Source organism: Pseudoduganella sp. jia 9 (assembly GCF_055502615.1).
On the sequence record NZ_JBUPWE010000025.1, the window covers coordinates 72,535 to 88,631 of the forward strand.

The following is a 16,097-nucleotide window of genomic DNA, read 5'->3' on the forward strand; positions in this document are numbered from 1 at the left end:
GTACAGAGAGGTCCCTTGCCCATGATCCCCCCGCTGCCACCGCCCGCCGTTACGCCCGCCGTTACGCCAGATGTCGCGCCAGGCCTGCGCCAGGAAGTGCTGGACTGGTTCATCCGCCGCCGGCGCGACGGCTGGAGCGCGCAGGACGAAGCCGCCTTCCAGGCGTGGCTGGCGGCCGATGCCCGCCATCGTCACGCCTGCACGCAGTGGCAAGCGCGCTGGCAGGCGCTCGACGGGATGTCGGCCGATGCGGTGGATGCGTTGCGCCGCAACCTGCGGCGTGACAAGGCGCAGATTGCCGCACCGTCCCCACCGCCGCGCCGCCGCTTCCTCATGCCCGCCTTCGGCATGGCGGCCGTGGCGGCGGTCGCCGGGGGCACGGGCCTGCTGGCCTGGCAGCACTGGCAGGACCAGCCGCTGTTCGTGCAAACCATCGCCTCGCAGCGTGGCCAGCAGCGCGACGTCGCGCTGCCCGATGGCAGCCGCCTGCGGCTGGACAGCGGCACCCACCTCGACGTGGCGTTCTACCGCCAGCGCCGTGAAGTGCGCCTGCTCGACGGCCAGGCCGTGTTCAGCGTGCAGGCAGATGCGGCGCGGCCGTTCCATGTGCTGGCCGGTCCGGTCGGCGTCACGGTGGTCGGCACGCGGTTCGCGGTGCGCCATACGCCGCACCTGCCCGGCAATGGCGGCGTGCGCGTCGCCGTCGAAGAAGGCAGGGTGCGCGTGGTGCGGCGCGATGGCGCGGCGGGCGACGCGCTGCGCGACCTGCCGGATGCCGTCCACCTCGGCGCCGGCGAACAGGTGCTGGCCAATGCCAGCGGCCAGCCGGGCGCCGTGACGGCGGTGTCCGGTGAAGGCATCGCCCCCTGGCGCGACAGCCGCATCAGCTTCGTCGACACGCCCCTGGGCCAGGCCATTGCCGAACTGGAGCGCTATGGCAGCACCGGCCTGGTCGTGCGGGACCCGGCCGTGGCGGCATTGCGGCTCAGCGGCACGTTCGATCCGCGCGACGCGCGCACGCTGCGGCGCGTGCTGCCCAGCGCCCTGCCGGTGCGGCTGGAGGAAATGGCCGGCGCCACGGAGGTGCTGCCCGCCCGCCGGGCACCCAGATAAAAATAACTTTTGCTTCTTTACCGTAGTTCCGGCAATTCATGCGTCTTCCTGATTAGGAATCATTCGCATTGACGTTGTATCGACCACCTAAAGGAGTTTCATGAGTCGCCCGTATCTCCGGCCAGCCCCGCTCGCGCTGGCCATCGCCCTTGCCTGCGGCGCCGCCGCCATGCCCGCGCAAGCCGTGGCGCCGTCCACTGCCACGGTGCAGTTCGCCATCAAGGCACAACCCCTGGTGGACGCGCTGAACGACTGGGCACGCCTGACACGCGTCCAGCTCATCGTCCAGCAAGACCTGGTGGCCGGCAAGACCGCTCCGGCGGTCGCCGGCGCATTGACGCCAGGCCAGGCGCTCGAGCGCCTGCTGGCCGGCAGCGGGCTGGCCGCGGCGCAGGAGGGCAATGCCGTGGTCATCAAGTCCGCGCCGACTCCGGCGGGTGCGGCGAAGGAAGAAGCCACGCTGGCGCCGGTCACCGTCGTCGCCCAGGCCGAACGCAGCGCCACCACCGAAGGCTCGGACTCGCTCGCCGTGCGCGCGGTCAGCATCAACAAGGGCGACCAGGCCCTGAAGGATATTCCGCAGTCGATCAGCGTGCTGACCCGCAAGCAGCTGGATGAGCAGGGCATCACCGACCTGCGCGCGGCGGCCAACAGCGTCACCGGGATGGTGGGCGCCAAGGGTGTCGGCCAGGGCATGGTGCTGTCCGCGCGCGGCTTCCAGATCGATGCGTGGCAGTACGACGGCGTGCCGGTGCCGCGCAATACCTACGCACTGGGTAACTGGGGCACTGAAGGCATGGTGTTCTATGACCGCCTGGAAGTGCTGCGCGGCGCGTCGGGGCTGCTGCAGGGTACGGGCAGTCCCGGTGGCGCGGTCAACCTGGTACGCAAGCGGGGCCAGGACCAGCGGACCGTCGCGCTGACCGCCCGTGCCGGTTCATGGGACCGCTACAACTTGCAACTCGATGCCGGCGGCCCGCTCAATGAGGAAGGCTCGCTGCGCGGCCGCGTGGTGGTGGACGAAGCACGCAGCCACTCCTTCGTCGATTACGTGAAGGACCGTACCCGCTCGCTGTATGCCGCGCTGGACTACGACATCGGCCCCGCCACCACCATCGGCGTGGGCGTGAGCCATTCGGACAGCAAGGGGCGGCCGATGGTGCGCGGCCTGCCCCGCTGGCCGGACGGCGGCGACCTGGGGCTGCCGCGCTCCACCTACGTGGGCGCCTGGTGGAACCGGGGCGACATCGAGCAGACGGCGCTGCATGCGGACCTGGCCCACCGCTTCAATGACGACTGGACATTGAAAATGTCGGCCCTGCACCTGGACGAGAACAACACTTCGGTGCACCAGCGCATGCACGGCGACGTGGCGGCCGATGGCAGCGGGATGACGTTTGCCAACTGGGTGACGGACTTCGACTCCGCCAAGCTGGCGTTCGACGCCTACGTCAACGGCCGCTTCGCGGCACTGGGCATGGCGAACGACGTCACGCTGGGCGCCAACTATTCGAAGTACACGTCGCACGACATGTATGCGCGGACCTTCGTCCCGGGCGGCAACATCTTCGCCATCGACCATGACCGCCCGTGGCAGGATGCCGGCACCATCGTCGCTGCCGGCGGCACGCAGACCCGCGCGCGGTACGACGTGCGGCAGAAAGGCATCTACGCCAGTTGGCGCGCCCAGCTGACCGAGCCGCTGGCGGCGATCCTGGGCGTGCGCACCAGCTGGTACGACTATGACTACCGCGAGTCGCTGTACAACAGCCGCACGCTCAGCACCGCTTCGGGCGAGGTCACGCCCTACGCGGGCCTGGTGTACGCGCTGACGCCGCAGTGGTCGGCCTACGGCAGCATCACCAGCGTCTTCGAGCCGCAGTCGGCCCGCACGGTGAGTGGCGACGCGCTCGAGCCGATCATCGGCACCAACCGGGAACTCGGCATCAAGGGCGAACTGCTGGGCGGGCGCGTCAACACGTCGCTGGCGCTGTTCCGCTACGACCACCGGAATCGTGCCGTCAACGACACGGCGTCGGGCTTTGCCTGCGACGGCTGGTATTGCTCGATCGCGTCCGGCAAGGTGCGCAGCGAGGGTATCGAAGCCGAGGCAAGCGGTGAAGTGCTGCCCGACCTGCAGGTGGTGGTGGGCTATACGTACAACACCACCGAATTCCTCAGCGGTGATCCGGCCAACCTGGGCCAGGTATTCAGCACGTGGACGCCGAAGAACATGCTGCGCGCGTGGACTTCGTACCGCCTGCCGGGCGCGTGGAACCGGCTGACCGTGGGCGGCGGCTTCACCACCCAGAGCCATACGCTGGGCTACGACCGTTCGTACAAGGTGCCCGGCTTCACGGTGGCGAACCTGCGGCTTGCCTGGCAGGCCACGCCCGACGTCAACCTGTCGTTGAACGTGAACAATGTGTTCGACAAGCGCTACTGGATTCCCGGCTATGGCAGCCAGGACGGCAACAACGAATTCGGCGATCCGCGCAACGTCATGCTCACGCTGAAATTCACGCCGCGGTGGTAGCAGCACCCCGTCCCTTGCGGTGCAGGACCGACAGGAAGAGGCCGGCGTCTCCACCAAGGCCATTCCGGACCGCGGGCCTGGCAAGTATCCTGCACGTCACGCACAGTTGCGGTACATTGTCTTTTTCACACGCAACTCTCAGGAGATAAAGCATGGCAAAGAAAGTCGCTGTCCTCGTCGGCAGCCTGCGCAAGGAATCGCTGACCCGCAAATACGCCAAGGCAGTCATCGACATGCTGCCGCCGTCGCTGGAGGGCGAACTGGTCGAACTGGACATGCCCCTGTACAACCAGGACCTGGACGATGCCAATACCCCGGCCGAAGCATGGACCGCGTTCCGCGACAAGCTGAAGGCCGCCGACGCGGTGCTGTTCTTCACGCCGGAATACAACCGCACGATCTCGGGTGCGTTGAAGAACGCCATCGACGTCGGTTCGCGGCCGTGGGGCCAGAGCGTGTGGGACGGCAAGCCGGCCGCCGTCGTGTCGCAATCGCCGGGCGCCCAGGGCGGCTTCGGCGCCAACCACAACACGCGCCAGGCTGTGGTGTTCCTGAACGTGCCGGTGATGCCGGCACCGGAACTGTACATCGGCGGTTCGCCGAATTACCTGGGCGAAGATGGCAGCATCAACAATGACCAGACCAGGGAACTGATCGGCAAGTTCGTGGCCGCCTTCGAGCAGTGGGTCGAGGCCAACGCGAAAAAATAAGCTACTGGCAGGTCGGCGAGCCGAAGCGGTATGGCTCGCCGCCTGCCACCGGATGCGCCGGCGCCGGCTCGTGGCCATCCTTCTCCATCGCCAGCAGAAGTGGCGTACCGGACTGCCGCAGCAATGCCATCCGGGCACCGGGAAAGCGCTGCGGAATCAGGCCGATCTCGGCCGCCGACAGATCGCCGTGGTTGACCAGCACCCGGCACGACGGTCCGAAGTCGAGCATGGCCGCCATCAGCGCCGGCCGCATGCCGAGCGGATCGGGCATCGATGTCAGGCGCAGCCGCGTATCGCCCTTGCGCACCGTGAGGCCTTCCCAGGTATCGAGCGGATAGACGCTGCGGATGCCGTGGCTGCGCAGGCGCTCGGCGCTGCCAGTCATCGTTACCACCGGCCGGCCGCTCCACCCCGCCCCGGCCATGCCGTTCCAGTCGGGATTCGACAGCAGCACGAGATCGACCGCGGCCATTTCGGGCGGCAATATGCCGCCGTCGGTGCCCGGATCGATCAGCACGGTCAAGCCGCGCACGCGCAGCAGCGCGGTGGCGGCACCGATAAATTGCACCATGCCGCCAGGATCCTGGCGCGCCGCGCCGGATGGGATCGTGATCCGGTAGCGGGGCACGTCGGCCGCATGGGCCAGCGCGGCGGATAACAATAAAGGCAACAGCGGCAACAGCAGCGGTAGCGGCATCTTCATGGGGCCTCCGGGGAAACCCTACAGTTACCATGGCCACGGTATCGTAAAGATGAAGTTCCGCAACATCCTTGCCGCTTGTCACTATTCCGGCATCACCGTGCCGACGTCGCCAACCGGTTCACCGCGCCGATGTTGCCGGGCCTGGCGTTACCGGCTTGAAGCGGTACGTCTCGCCATGCTTCAGGTAGCTGACCTTTCCTTCCAGCCCCGCTTCCTGCACGGCCTTCTGGAAGTCCGACAGCGGCGACTTGAATACGTCGTAGTCGTTGTAATGAATCGGGATCGCATGATGCGGCGCGATCAGCTTCAGCATTTTCAGGCCTTCCTTGGCATCCATCGTGACCGTCACGATGCCGAGGATGCGGGTGCCGCCCAGGTGCAGCAGTGCCAGGTCCACGCCGGGAAAGCGGCGTGGAATCTCGTCGATGTCGCGATAGACCATCGTGTCGCCGGAAATGTAGATGCGGTAGCGGCCGGCGGCCGATGAAAAGTCCAGCATCGACCCCATTACCGCCGGCAGCAGCGCGGCGACCGCCACCGGGCCGTGGCGGCCCGGCATCGCCGTCAGCCGCAGCGTGGTTTCGCCTTTCGTCACCGCCACGTCCTGCCAGGTGCTCAGGCCGATCACGGCCGTGAAGCCCAGCTTGCGCAGGTCGTCCGCCGCCGCCGCGGTGGTGACGATCGGCGTGGAGCGCTTCAGCTTTTCCTGCACCAGCTTGTCGAAGTGGTCTTCGTGCAGGTGCGACAGCAGCACCAGGTCGATCGGCGGCAGCGCATCGAACTCGATGGCTGGATTGGTCTGCCGCTCTGACGTGAGGCCATAGCCCAGGTGCACATGGTCGCCCTTGTGCAGGAAGTTCGGGTCGGTCAGGATCGTCAGGCCGCCGAAGCGGACCAGCACCGTCGCGGTGCCGATGAATTGCACCGAATGCTCGGCTTGCGCCGCCGGGGCGGTCACGGGAATGTTCAATGTGAATCGCGGCGCCATTGCCGGCTGCTGTGCCGCGGCGATGCCGCCCAGCGCCAGCATGAGCATGCACAGTATTTTCGCGGTGAACGTCATCATCCGTTTCATGGTTCCTCCTCCTGAAAACGCCGTTGATAGCACGCTTTTCGCCGCCTTGTCCGCACGTTTCCGGCGCGCTGCGGCGCCTTTACCACAGGGGTTGCGATGCTACAATCGCGGCTCGGCCGCCTACCCGGCGCCCCCGTTCCCGTCAATGCTCCTGAGATCCAGACCATGCACCCCGAATCGCTCGCCCCCATGCCCACGCCTTATGAAAAAGGCAACCAGAACCAGACCACGCTGTGGTCCGAATGCATCGCGTTCTACGAAGAACTGGCGCGCCGCTTTCCCACGGTGCTGAGCTTCCGGCAGGCAGGGGTTTCCGATGGCGGCATTCCGCTGCACGTGGGCGTGGTGAGCGCGGACGGCGTATTCGACCGCGAAGAAATCAAGCGCGCCGGCCGCCCGGTCTTCTTCAACAACAACGGCATCCACCCGGGCGAACCGGAAGGCATCGACGCCTGCATGGCGATCGTGTGCGACTTCTGCTTCGATCCGGCGAAGCTGGCCACGCTGGGCAACACGGTGCTGCTGTTCGTGCCGGTCTATAACGTGGACGGAGCACTGAACCGCGCCAACACTTCGCGGCCGAACCAGGAAGGTCCGGAACTGTTCGGCTTCCGCGGCAACAGCCGCCACCTCGACCTGAACCGCGACTTCATCAAGTGCGACACGCTCAATGCGCGCTTCTTCAATGAACTGGTCACCGCCTGGGATCCGGACGTGATGGTCGACACCCACACGTCGAATGGCGCCGACTACACGTACACCATGACGCTGATCCACACCCAGGCCGACAAGCTGGGTTCCGGCCTCGGCCCGTTCCTGCGCGACACGATGCTGCCGCACATCTACGCGGAAATGGAAACGCGCGGCTGGCCCACCTGCCCGTACGTGAATCCGGTGCAGGACACGCCGGACGACGGCATCGCCGAGTTCCTCGAAGTGCCGCGCTTCTCCACCGGCTTCACGGCGCTGCACAACATCATCGGCTTCATGCCGGAAACCCACATGCTCAAGCCCTTCAGGGACCGCTACGAATCGATGCGCACCCTGCTGGACGTGACGCGCGAATTCACCGTGCGGCATGCCGATGACATCCAGCGCCTGCGCAGCGAAGCGAAAGCCGCGCAGCGCCGGCAAAGCGACTGGACGGTCACGTGGAAGATGTCCGGCACGCCATCCACCTTCCGCTTCAGGGGCTACGAGGCGCGCCGCCATCCGAGCGTGCTGGGTAACTACACGCGGCTGTCGTACGACCGCAGCAAGCCTTACGAGAAGGACATCCCCTACTTCAACAGCTTCCTGCCGGACACCGTGATACAGGTGCCGAAAGCCTACGTGATCCCGCAGGCCTGGCGCGAAGTGGTCGAGCGGCTGCAATGGAACGGCGTGCAGATGACGCGCGTGGCGGAAGAGCGGCAGGCCGAGGCGCGCTACTACCACATCGGCGAACTGTCGACCCGCGCCACCGCCTACGAGGGCCACATGTTCCACGACGTGGTGGACGTCGAGGCGCGTACCGGCACGTTCACGCTGAACGCCGGCGACTGGATCGTGCCGCTGGACCAGGACAATGCCCGCTACGCCGTCGAAACGCTGGAACCGCAGGCGCACGACAGCTTCTTCCGCTGGGGCTTCTTCAACTCCGTGCTGGAAAAGAAGGAAGCGATCTCCGACTACGTGTTCGAGGACCTGGCCGTGCAGCTGCTGGAAGAAGAGCCGGGACTGCGCGCGAAATTCGACGCCTGGAAGGCGGCCAACCCTGGCCTGCTGGCGAACCAGGAAGCGGTGCTGGACTTCATCCTGCACAACTGCGCGCGGCACGCGGAGCCCGAGTGGCGCCGCTATCCGGTACTGGGGCTGCTGTAACGAAGGCGGGTCCATGTCCCAGTCTCTTCCGCCCTTGTTACATTATGCACTGAGCCCGCGCACCTTCTTCCACAGTCACTACTTCCATCTCGGCCTGCGCTTCGGCGCGGGCCTGATCGGCATCATCTGCGCCACGCTCGCAGTCGCCGACATGGCCACCGCGATGTCGGTAGGCATCGGCGCGCTGTGCACGGCGCTGATGGACATGCCCAGCCCGTTGCGCCACAAGCTCAACGAGATGCTGGCTTCGGTGCTGCTGTGCAGCCTGGTGACGCTGGTGGTAAGCCTGTGCGCGCCATACTTCTGGCTGCTGATCGCCGTGCTGGTGCTGCTGTCGTTCTTCGCCAGCATGATGATCGTGTACGGCAAGAAGTCGATGCCGCTGCAGCTTGCGACGCTGTTCATCATGACGATGTCGATGGAGCACCACCTGACGCCGCTGCAGGCGCTGGCGCACGCCGGCCTGTTCACGCTGGGCGGCATCGCCTACCTGGCCTACGCGATGGGCATCGCGTGGCTGCTGCGCCACCGCATCAAGCAGCAGGTGCTGGCCGAGGCGCTATTCGAGCTGGCCGCCTACATCGACACCAAGGCCGACTTCTACGACACGCGCTACAACCTGACGGAGCAGTTCAACAAGCTGGTGCGCCAGCAGGCTGCGCTGGCCGACAAGCAGCAGGCTTCGCGCGACCTGATCCTGCGCGCGCACCAGAACCGCAAGGATGCGATCGTGGTGCAGATCCACGTATGCATGCTGGACCTGTACGAACAGATCCTGTCGACGCACACCGACTACGCTCAGCTGCGCGTGCACCTGGCCGATTCGCCGGCGCTGGAAGCGTTGCGCGGGCTGGCGTTCAAGTGCGCCCGCGACATCGAATCGGTGGCCTATGCGGTCACGCGCAAGAAGGCCTCGTTCCAGGCCATCAGCTACGAGCCTGAGCTGGCCGCGATCGAGGCCGAACTGGACGAACTGCAGCGCCGCGTGGCGGCCGGCAAGCCGGCCCAGGAAGCGCTGGCCGTGCTGCGCGCGCAGCGCAACAAGGTACGCGCCATCATCAACATGGTCGGCGAACTGCACGGCGCCAGCCAGAAGGCCTACGACAGCACGCCCTACTGGCAGGATGCCGACATGCAGCCGTTCCTGTCGCAGCAGAAGTACGAGATCGGCGTGCTGCTGTCGCACTTCCGCATGGATTCGCCGGTGTTCCGCTTTTCGCTGCGGGTGGCGATGGCCATCGCGGTGGGCCTGGCGATCGGCACGCTGCTGCCGTATTCGGCGCACAGCTACTGGATCATCCTCACCATCGTGATCATCCTGCGGCCCAGCTTCTCGATGACGGTGCAGCGCCGCGGCGACCGTATCGTCGGCACCGTGATCGGCTGCGTGATCACGGCCGCGATCCTGCTGTTCTTCAATCACCCCGCCGTGATCCTGACCGCGCTGATCCTGGCCACGATCGCCACGCCCACCTTCGTCTACCTGCGCTACCGGTACACGGCCATCGCGGTGTCGATCATGATCCTGCTGCAGATGAACCTGGCCGCCGGCGGCGACCTGCACACGATCACGGAACGGCTGGTCGACACGTTCATCGGCGCCGCCGTCGCCACCGTGTTCAGCTTCGTGCTGGCGAGCTGGGAATACCAGAGCCTGCCGAAGCTGATCCAGCAGGTGCTGGTGGCGAACGGGCGCTACATGGAGGCGGCATTCGAACTGTTGCAGGGCAAATGCCGCAACGACTTCCCCTACCGCGTCCAGCGCAAGGGCCTGATGGATGCGCTGGCCATGCTGAGCGCGGCGATGGTGCGCATGCTCGACGAACCGGCCAGCAAGCGCCGCGCGGCGGAAGACATCAACCTGTTCATCGTGCAGAACTACCTGCTGGTGGCGCACGTGGCGGCACTGCGCGCGATCCTGCGCCGCCATGTGAAGGACATTCCGGCGCGCGAGGTGAACCGCATGCTGGCCGCCAGCCACGTGCAGGTCGGCCGTGCGCTGGCCGATGCGCTGGCCAGGCATGGCGTGACGGCACCGGTGCCGAGCCTGGAAGAAGACCTGGCCTGGTCGGAAACCATCGCGCCCGCCGGCTCGGTGGACTGGCCCGGCTGGCCCGTGGTGCAGCGCCGCGTGCGCCTGCTGCATGCCGATGCGGAAAAGATCCTCGTGCACAGCGAGGCGATCGAGAGGAACGTGGTGCAGGTGTAGGCCACAGCATGCGGCCGCAGCTGATCCGTGGCCGTTTTGCTATCATTCCAGGTCAAGCAAAAAGTCCAGCCTGTGAATGAACCTGTCAGCGATGACCGAATCCACTTCCGACGTTTGCCAGGACTGCGGTGCATGCTGCGCGCATTACCGCGTGTCCTTCTACTGGGGCGAGAGCGATGCCCACCCCGGCGGCACCGTGCCGCGCCACATGACCATTCCCGTCACACCGCACCGCATCGCCATGCGCGGCACGGAAAACACGCCGGTGCGCTGCGTGGCGCTCGAGGGTGAAGTGGGCTGCAAGGTCGGCTGCGCGATCTACCCGCTGCGCTCGGCGACCTGCCGCGATTTCAGCGCCTACACGCCGGAATGCGACAAGGCGCGCGGCGCCTTCGGCCTGGCGCCGCTGGCCGAGCCGGCCGTCGCCGGCTAGAAGGTCATCCTGGCCTGCACCCAGGCGGTGCGCGGCGCGGCCACCATGCGGCCCAGGTTGCCATCCACATTGCGCGTGTAGTAGCGCTTGTCGGACAGGTTGTTCACGCCGGCCAGCAGTTGCACGGCGGGCCGGCCCGGCAGCTTCCAGCCCACCTGGCCGTTGACCGTGCCGAAGCCGGGGATGCTGCCCACGCCGCCGTTCGCGGTTTCCGCGATGGTGTTTTCCGCATCCGAGAATTGCCGGCTCTGCGCCGTGGCGGACAGGCCGGCCGAGAAGGCGCCGGTCTCGTAGCGGGCGCCGATCGTGCCGGTGCGGCGCGCGTAGAACGGCACGTCCAGCCCGGCCGTGGCGCCCGATTCCTGGATCGCCTTGGTATAGTTCCAGTTGGCGTAGGCGGAGAGACCTTCCAGCGCGCCATCGAAACGGTAGTCGACGGCGGTCTCGATGCCTTCGTGCTGCGTGGCGCCGATATTGCGGAACGTCGCGGGCGTGCTGCCCGGCACTTGCAGGATCTGGTTGTCGAAGCGCAGCCGGTACAGCGTGGCCTCGGCCGTCAGTCCACGCGCTTTCCAGCGTGCGCCCAACTCCACTGTCTTCGCCAGTTCCGGTTGCAGCGGATTGGCCGCCGTCTGCGAATTGAGCTGGGTATTTTGCACCGGGCCGAACGAGGTGCCGTAGTTGGCGAACACCGTCAGCGCCGGATCGACCAGGTAGGCCACGTTCAGCGACGGCAGCGCCTTGTCGTTCGACGTATCGAAGTCGCGGCTGCCCGCGCGGTCGGTGCGCTTCGAATCGATCTTCTCGAAACGCACGCCGGGCGTGATGCGCCAGGCACCGTAGGCGATGCGATCGTCGACATAGACGGCGTGGGCATCCGTCTCGTTGTCGAAGGTCGCGGTGGCGCCCTGTACGCCGGTGGCCACGGTCACCGTGTAGTTGTTGTCGTCGCCGCGCTCGCGCAGGTAGCGGTAGCCGGCCGTCACGTCGTGCGTGGTGGCGCCCCACTTCACGCGCTGGGTATAGCGCGGCTCCACGCCCAGCACCTGGTAGTTGCGTGGCTGGTAAGTGATCGCGGTGCGGCCCGCGTTGATCAGCGCACTGCTGCGCGAACTTTCGTTGTAGTACACCTTGACCTCCGCTTCCTGCGTGGCGGAAATGGTGTTCAGGTAGCCGAGGTCGACGCCCTTGCGGTCACCGTCCCAGTAATCGGTGGGGCGCGTGTTCTGGAACGGATTGGCGTTGTATTGCGCGACCGTCAGGCCGCCGGGCGTCTTCGACTTCACGTCGTAGTACGAGAGCTTGCCGTAGATCTGAGCACTGCTATGCGTGCCCGCGCCCGCGCCCAGCAGGTAGCGGAACTTCAATGCGAAGTCGTTGACCTTTTCGTCGCTGCCTTCTCGCCAGCCGCTGCCATCGATGCCCGAATACAGCAGCGCGACGCCGAAGCCGTTCTCCATCTGGCTGCCCACGAAGGCGCTGTACTGCGTACTGTGGCCGCCTTCGCCGAAGTGGTTGTAGCGCACCGAGGCATCGCCGGCGATGCCGGGCGTTTCCGGAATCGAACGCGTCGAAAAATTGATGATGCCGCCCACGTTCTGCGGGCCGTAGCGCACCGCGCCGCCGCCGCGCACCACGTCGATCGCTTCGATGTTGTTCAGGCTGACCGGGGCGAACGACAGCTGCGGCTGGCCATACGGCGCCACCGCCAGCGGCACGCCGTCGAGCAATATCGTGGAGCGCGGCGAATAGCGCCCTGTCAGGCCGCGCACGCCGATGTTCAGCGAGATGGCGCTGCCGGCGGTGCCGGAATTGTCGGTGCTTTGCACGCCGGGGATGCGGCGCAGCACGTCGCCGATATTGGCCGCGCCGGTGGCATCGATGTCTTCCTTCTGCACCACGGTGCGCGCGCCGGCGAAGTTCTTGACGCTGTTCTGCAGGCCGGAGCCAAGCCAGTTGCCCGTCACCGTCACGGTTTCCAGCGCTTCGCCCGTCTCTTGCGCGAGGGCGGGAGCGGCGATGGCGAGGGCTGCGAACGCGGCCGAAACAGCGGCGGCGCAGCGGGAGGGTGCGGGCAAAGCCAGGCGAAGGGTGCGGGAAGACATGGGAGGAAGCGATGGGGATTGAGCAAACGCAAATGATAACACTTCTCATTTGCAAGTTCGCTCCCCCAAACGGCTTACTCTCCTTGCCTCAGCGCTGCCACCGGCATCACCCGCATCGCCACGATGGCGTGTCGCAGCGTGGCACCGAATGCCGTCAGTACGCCGATCAGCAGCGCGGCCGGCAGCGCCCACCATGCGTAAGCCGTCGCTTCCGCGAAGCCGGCCAGGTAGTGGGCGATGGCAAATCCGGCCGGCGGCAGTGCCAGCGCGGCCGCCGCCAGCAGCAGCAGGGCGAACTCGGTGCCGACCAGCAGCCCGATGGACCGGCCACCGGCGCCGTGCAGCTTGCGCAGCGCGATCTCGCGGCCGCGCCGCTGCACGCTGCCCGCGGCCAGTACATAGATGCCGAATGCGGCGATGCCGGTGGCTACCGCGGTACCCAGCGTGAGCAGGCGGGCAATGCGCCGGTCGTCGGCGCTGCCGTCCTCGAACACGGCGCGGGCCCGCTGCACCCGGACCGGCTGTCCGGGCAAGTAGCGCCCCCGCAAGGGCGCCAGCGCTTTTTCCAGGACATCGGCGTCCAGCCGGGTACGCAGCATGACCAGGTTCGCGTCCGCTGGCGCCACCAGGTACACCATGGCGGTGACCGGATAGCGCGAGCCCTTGTGCCGCAGCGGCGGGGCGATGCCGACCACGCGCAGCGGTACACCGCCCATGGTGACGGCCTGGCCCACGGCGGCGGCCTCGGAGGCGAAACCGAGCGCACGCGCGGCGGCCCCGTTCAGGATGACGTCGTTTTTCTGGGGCGCCGCCGGACGGCCGCCATCGAAACCGCTTCCCGCCTTCGGCACGATTCCGGTCACGGCAAAGAAGTCCGGGCTAACCAGGCTCATTTCGAGGCGCTGCTCGACCCCGGCCGGCCCGCGGAACGCGGTGCTGTTGCGCACCATCGGGTAGCCGAACGGCAGGTCGATCAGCGCCGTGCCGCCGATGCCCGGCAGGCGCTCGACCGCCTCGAGGAAGGCTTGCCGCTTCTCGGCGGAGGCCTCGTGATGCAGGTGCAGCAGCACGAACTCGTCCACCGCGAAGCCGGGATCGGCCTGCGCCGCGAAGCGGGCCTGCCAGCCGATGGCCAGCGCCAGCGCGCACAGGCTGATCGCGGCGGCGAACTGGAACACGGTCAGTGCGCGGCGCAGCCATGCGCTGCCCGCAGGCTCGCTGCCTGCCCGGCCGGCCAGTGCCCGCGCCGGCAGGACGCGCAGCGCCATCCGCGCCGGCCAGATGCCGCATGCCAGGCCCGTTGCCAGCCCGATCGCCACGGCGACCAGCAGCGACGCCGGCGACAGGAACGCGGCCAGCGGCCGGTCCATCAATTCCGAGAACAGGGGCAAGAGCAGCCATGCCAGCAGCAGGCCGAGGCCCGTTGCGGCCAGGGCCACGGCGGCCGATTCGGAAACGAACTGCGTGGCCAGCCGGCCCGCGCCGGCGCCCAGCGTCTTGCGCACAGCGATCTCGCGGCCGCGCGCCAGCACGCGCACGGTGGCGAGATTGACGTAGTTGGTGGCGGCCAGCGCGAGGATCAGCAGCGCCAGTCCGGCCAGTGCCAGCACGCGCGCCTTCGACGCGCGCGCACCGCCATGGAAGACCGCGACGTCGGTGTCGAAGTAAGCCTCGGCCAGCGGCGTGACGGCCACTTCCACCATCGTGCCGCCCACCTTGCGCATGGCATCCGCCCCCAGCATTGCCGCCACCACGCGGTTCGCCTCCTGCTGCACCGGCGCGGCCATGGCCTGCGCCTGCACGCCCGGTGCCCTGGCGTACAGCTTGCCCGCCAGTCCCGTCCAGTTGTGCCGCTGCTGTTCGCGCTCGCCCGGCTTCCACAGCACCGTGCCCTCGCCCACCAGCGCGATATAGGGCAACGTGGTATTCGGCTGCGGCTCGGGCAGCAGCGCCAGCACGCGCAGCATGCGGCCGTTGACCTCGACTGTGCGGCCCAGTGCCGCCGCCGTGCCGAACAGGTTCGCGGCGCCGCGCGGCGTGAGCGCGAGCCCGTCCGGCCGGGCCAGCGCGGCCGCCAGGTCGCCCGCCAGTGCGCGTACGCCGAACATGGCGGGGAAAGTGGCGCTGACTTCGGTGAATTCGATATCCTGCAGCTTGCCGTTCACGTTGACCGTTTCCCCGTGGGGAATCATCACGCACAGCGTCAGCGGCAAGCCACTGTTGGCCGCCACATCGTAGGCGGGCAGCGGCATCTGCTCGATCCAGTGCGGCTCGGCCAGCAGTTTCAGCTTGTGCTTGAAAACATAGACGTTGCGGTTGTCCGGCACCGCGCTGTCATAGCTGAACGAGTAATGGACGAAGGCCAGCAGCAGGAAGGCGGTGGCCAGTCCGACCGCAAGCCCGAGCAGCATTGCGGCAGTGTGCATCGGCTGCCGGGCCAGTACCCGCCAGCCGATGCGGAAATCACGCAGGCGCATCATCAGTCTCCGTTTTTTTGATCTTGTCTGCTACGCAAGCATTGTGCCAATCCTTGACGCGGGCTTGCAGCGCCGAATGTGTGCGGCGCCGGACAGCGCGGTGTTCGGCAGCGGACAGCGAACGTTTTCTCTTCGATAAGTATGCGTTTGGCGAATGGCTGGCATCACAAATCAAAAGTTTGTTTATGACCGCGGCGCCCATATACTGCACTGCATCAACATTCTTTTCAGGAACTGACATGTCTACCGCACTCATCACCACGCCTGCTACCCGCGGCTATCTGGACACCGTGGGTCGCGTTGCCATGAACTTCTTCAGCAAGATGCTCGCCTTCGCACCGTTTGCCGCAGCCGCCTCGCATGGCAGCGCTTCGCAGTCGTCTTCGCTGCGCGAACGCGAAGCCCTGCTGCGCCTGGCAAAGAATTTCGACACATTGTCGCCGAGCCAGGCCGCCGAACTGCGCAACCTGGCAGGCCGCGACTGACCCGTTCTCTCGCACGATGAAAAAAGCCGGCATTGCCGGCTTTTTTTATTGGGTGCGCCCAGCATGGGCGCACTCCTGTGGGTGAAAGTCCCGCCGCGAGCTGACCACAGCGAGCGAAGTGAAGCGCAACTGCGGAAGAGTAATCGACCGTGGGAAGGAAGCGTGGAGCGTAAATCATGAGCCGAGGAACACGAATCGCATAGAAGGCGCTGCCAAGCAGGGCGAGCGGGCCCAAGACCGCGAAGCTCTTGTGGTCAAGGCGAAGCGGCGTAGATGCGGCGGTTGTGTGATGAAGGAGTGCGGCCCTTACCTGGGGACGCCCTGCCTCACGTCTGAAAGGACGGCGGCGTTGCCGTAGCAGGGTCTCAGCAGAGGTCATAGTAGTTGG

General features: G+C 66.8%; 12 protein-coding genes. 7 read left to right on the forward strand and 5 right to left on the reverse strand.

Annotated features, from left to right (window positions below):
• The first annotated feature begins 21 nt into the window (after window positions 1-21).
• From ACY34H_RS27195 to ACY34H_RS27205, 3 genes are all read left to right on the forward strand, one after another.
• Window positions 22-1,113 carry a FecR family protein gene (locus tag ACY34H_RS27195; protein ID WP_464980563.1) on the forward strand — a complete coding sequence of 364 codons (1,092 nt, stop codon included), beginning with the start codon at window positions 22-24 and terminating at the stop codon, window positions 1,111-1,113.
• A 100-nt stretch (window positions 1,114-1,213) separates the two neighbouring features.
• Window positions 1,214-3,649, forward strand: coding sequence for a TonB-dependent siderophore receptor (locus tag ACY34H_RS27200; protein ID WP_464980551.1), 2,436 nt, complete (start codon window positions 1,214-1,216; stop codon window positions 3,647-3,649).
• Window positions 3,650-3,801: 152 nt separating this feature from the next.
• On the forward strand, window positions 3,802-4,359 hold the full coding sequence (locus tag ACY34H_RS27205) for an NADPH-dependent FMN reductase (protein ID WP_464980552.1): 558 nt from the start codon (window positions 3,802-3,804) through the stop codon (window positions 4,357-4,359).
• A 1-nt stretch (window position 4,360) separates the two neighbouring features.
• Here ACY34H_RS27205 and ACY34H_RS27210 read toward each other — a convergent pair whose 3' ends face one another.
• Both ACY34H_RS27210 and ACY34H_RS27215 read right to left on the reverse strand, forming a co-directional pair.
• Window positions 4,361-5,062, reverse strand: coding sequence for a hypothetical protein (locus ACY34H_RS27210; protein WP_464980553.1), 702 nt, complete (start codon window positions 5,060-5,062; stop codon window positions 4,361-4,363).
• 118 nt (window positions 5,063-5,180) lie between these two features.
• Entirely contained in the window at window positions 5,181-6,137 is a 957-nt protein-coding gene (locus ACY34H_RS27215; protein WP_464980554.1) for an MBL fold metallo-hydrolase, read from the reverse strand.
• 165 nt (window positions 6,138-6,302) lie between these two features.
• Here ACY34H_RS27215 and ACY34H_RS27220 point away from each other — a divergent pair, with 165 nt between their 5' ends.
• The 3 genes from ACY34H_RS27220 (at window position 6,303) to ACY34H_RS27230 (ending at window position 10,642) form a co-directional block, all read left to right on the forward strand.
• Complete coding sequence (locus ACY34H_RS27220; protein WP_464980555.1) at window positions 6,303-8,000, forward strand: M14 family zinc carboxypeptidase; 1,698 nt, start codon at window positions 6,303-6,305, stop codon at window positions 7,998-8,000.
• A 13-nt stretch (window positions 8,001-8,013) separates the two neighbouring features.
• Window positions 8,014-10,209, forward strand: coding sequence for an FUSC family protein (locus tag ACY34H_RS27225; RefSeq protein ID WP_464980556.1), 2,196 nt, complete (start codon window positions 8,014-8,016; stop codon window positions 10,207-10,209).
• A gap of 91 nt (window positions 10,210-10,300) precedes the next feature.
• The gene (locus tag ACY34H_RS27230) at window positions 10,301-10,642 is read left to right on the forward strand and encodes a YkgJ family cysteine cluster protein (RefSeq protein WP_464980557.1); all 342 of its coding nucleotides are present in this window, start codon (window positions 10,301-10,303) and stop codon (window positions 10,640-10,642) included.
• Here the strand turns inward: ACY34H_RS27230 and ACY34H_RS27235 are convergent.
• The 3 genes from ACY34H_RS27235 to ACY34H_RS27245 all read right to left on the reverse strand — a co-directional run bounded on the left by ACY34H_RS27235 (window position 10,639) and on the right by ACY34H_RS27245 (window position 15,480).
• On the reverse strand, window positions 10,639-12,747 hold the full coding sequence (locus ACY34H_RS27235) for a TonB-dependent receptor family protein (RefSeq protein ID WP_464980558.1): 2,109 nt from the start codon (window positions 12,745-12,747) through the stop codon (window positions 10,639-10,641). The two genes, ACY34H_RS27230 and ACY34H_RS27235, sit on opposite strands and share 4 nt — an antisense overlap.
• A gap of 74 nt (window positions 12,748-12,821) precedes the next feature.
• The gene (locus tag ACY34H_RS27240; RefSeq protein WP_464980559.1) at window positions 12,822-15,227 is read right to left on the reverse strand and encodes an ABC transporter permease; all 2,406 of its coding nucleotides are present in this window, start codon (window positions 15,225-15,227) and stop codon (window positions 12,822-12,824) included.
• Complete coding sequence (locus ACY34H_RS27245; protein ID WP_464980560.1) at window positions 15,211-15,480, reverse strand: hypothetical protein; 270 nt, start codon at window positions 15,478-15,480, stop codon at window positions 15,211-15,213. Before ACY34H_RS27245 ends, ACY34H_RS27240 begins: the two co-directional genes overlap by 17 nt.
• Between ACY34H_RS27245 and ACY34H_RS27250 the strand changes: the two genes are divergently transcribed.
• Complete coding sequence (locus ACY34H_RS27250) at window positions 15,464-15,709, forward strand: hypothetical protein (protein WP_464980561.1); 246 nt, start codon at window positions 15,464-15,466, stop codon at window positions 15,707-15,709. The two genes, ACY34H_RS27245 and ACY34H_RS27250, sit on opposite strands and share 17 nt — an antisense overlap.
• Window positions 15,710-16,097 lie beyond the last annotated feature (388 nt).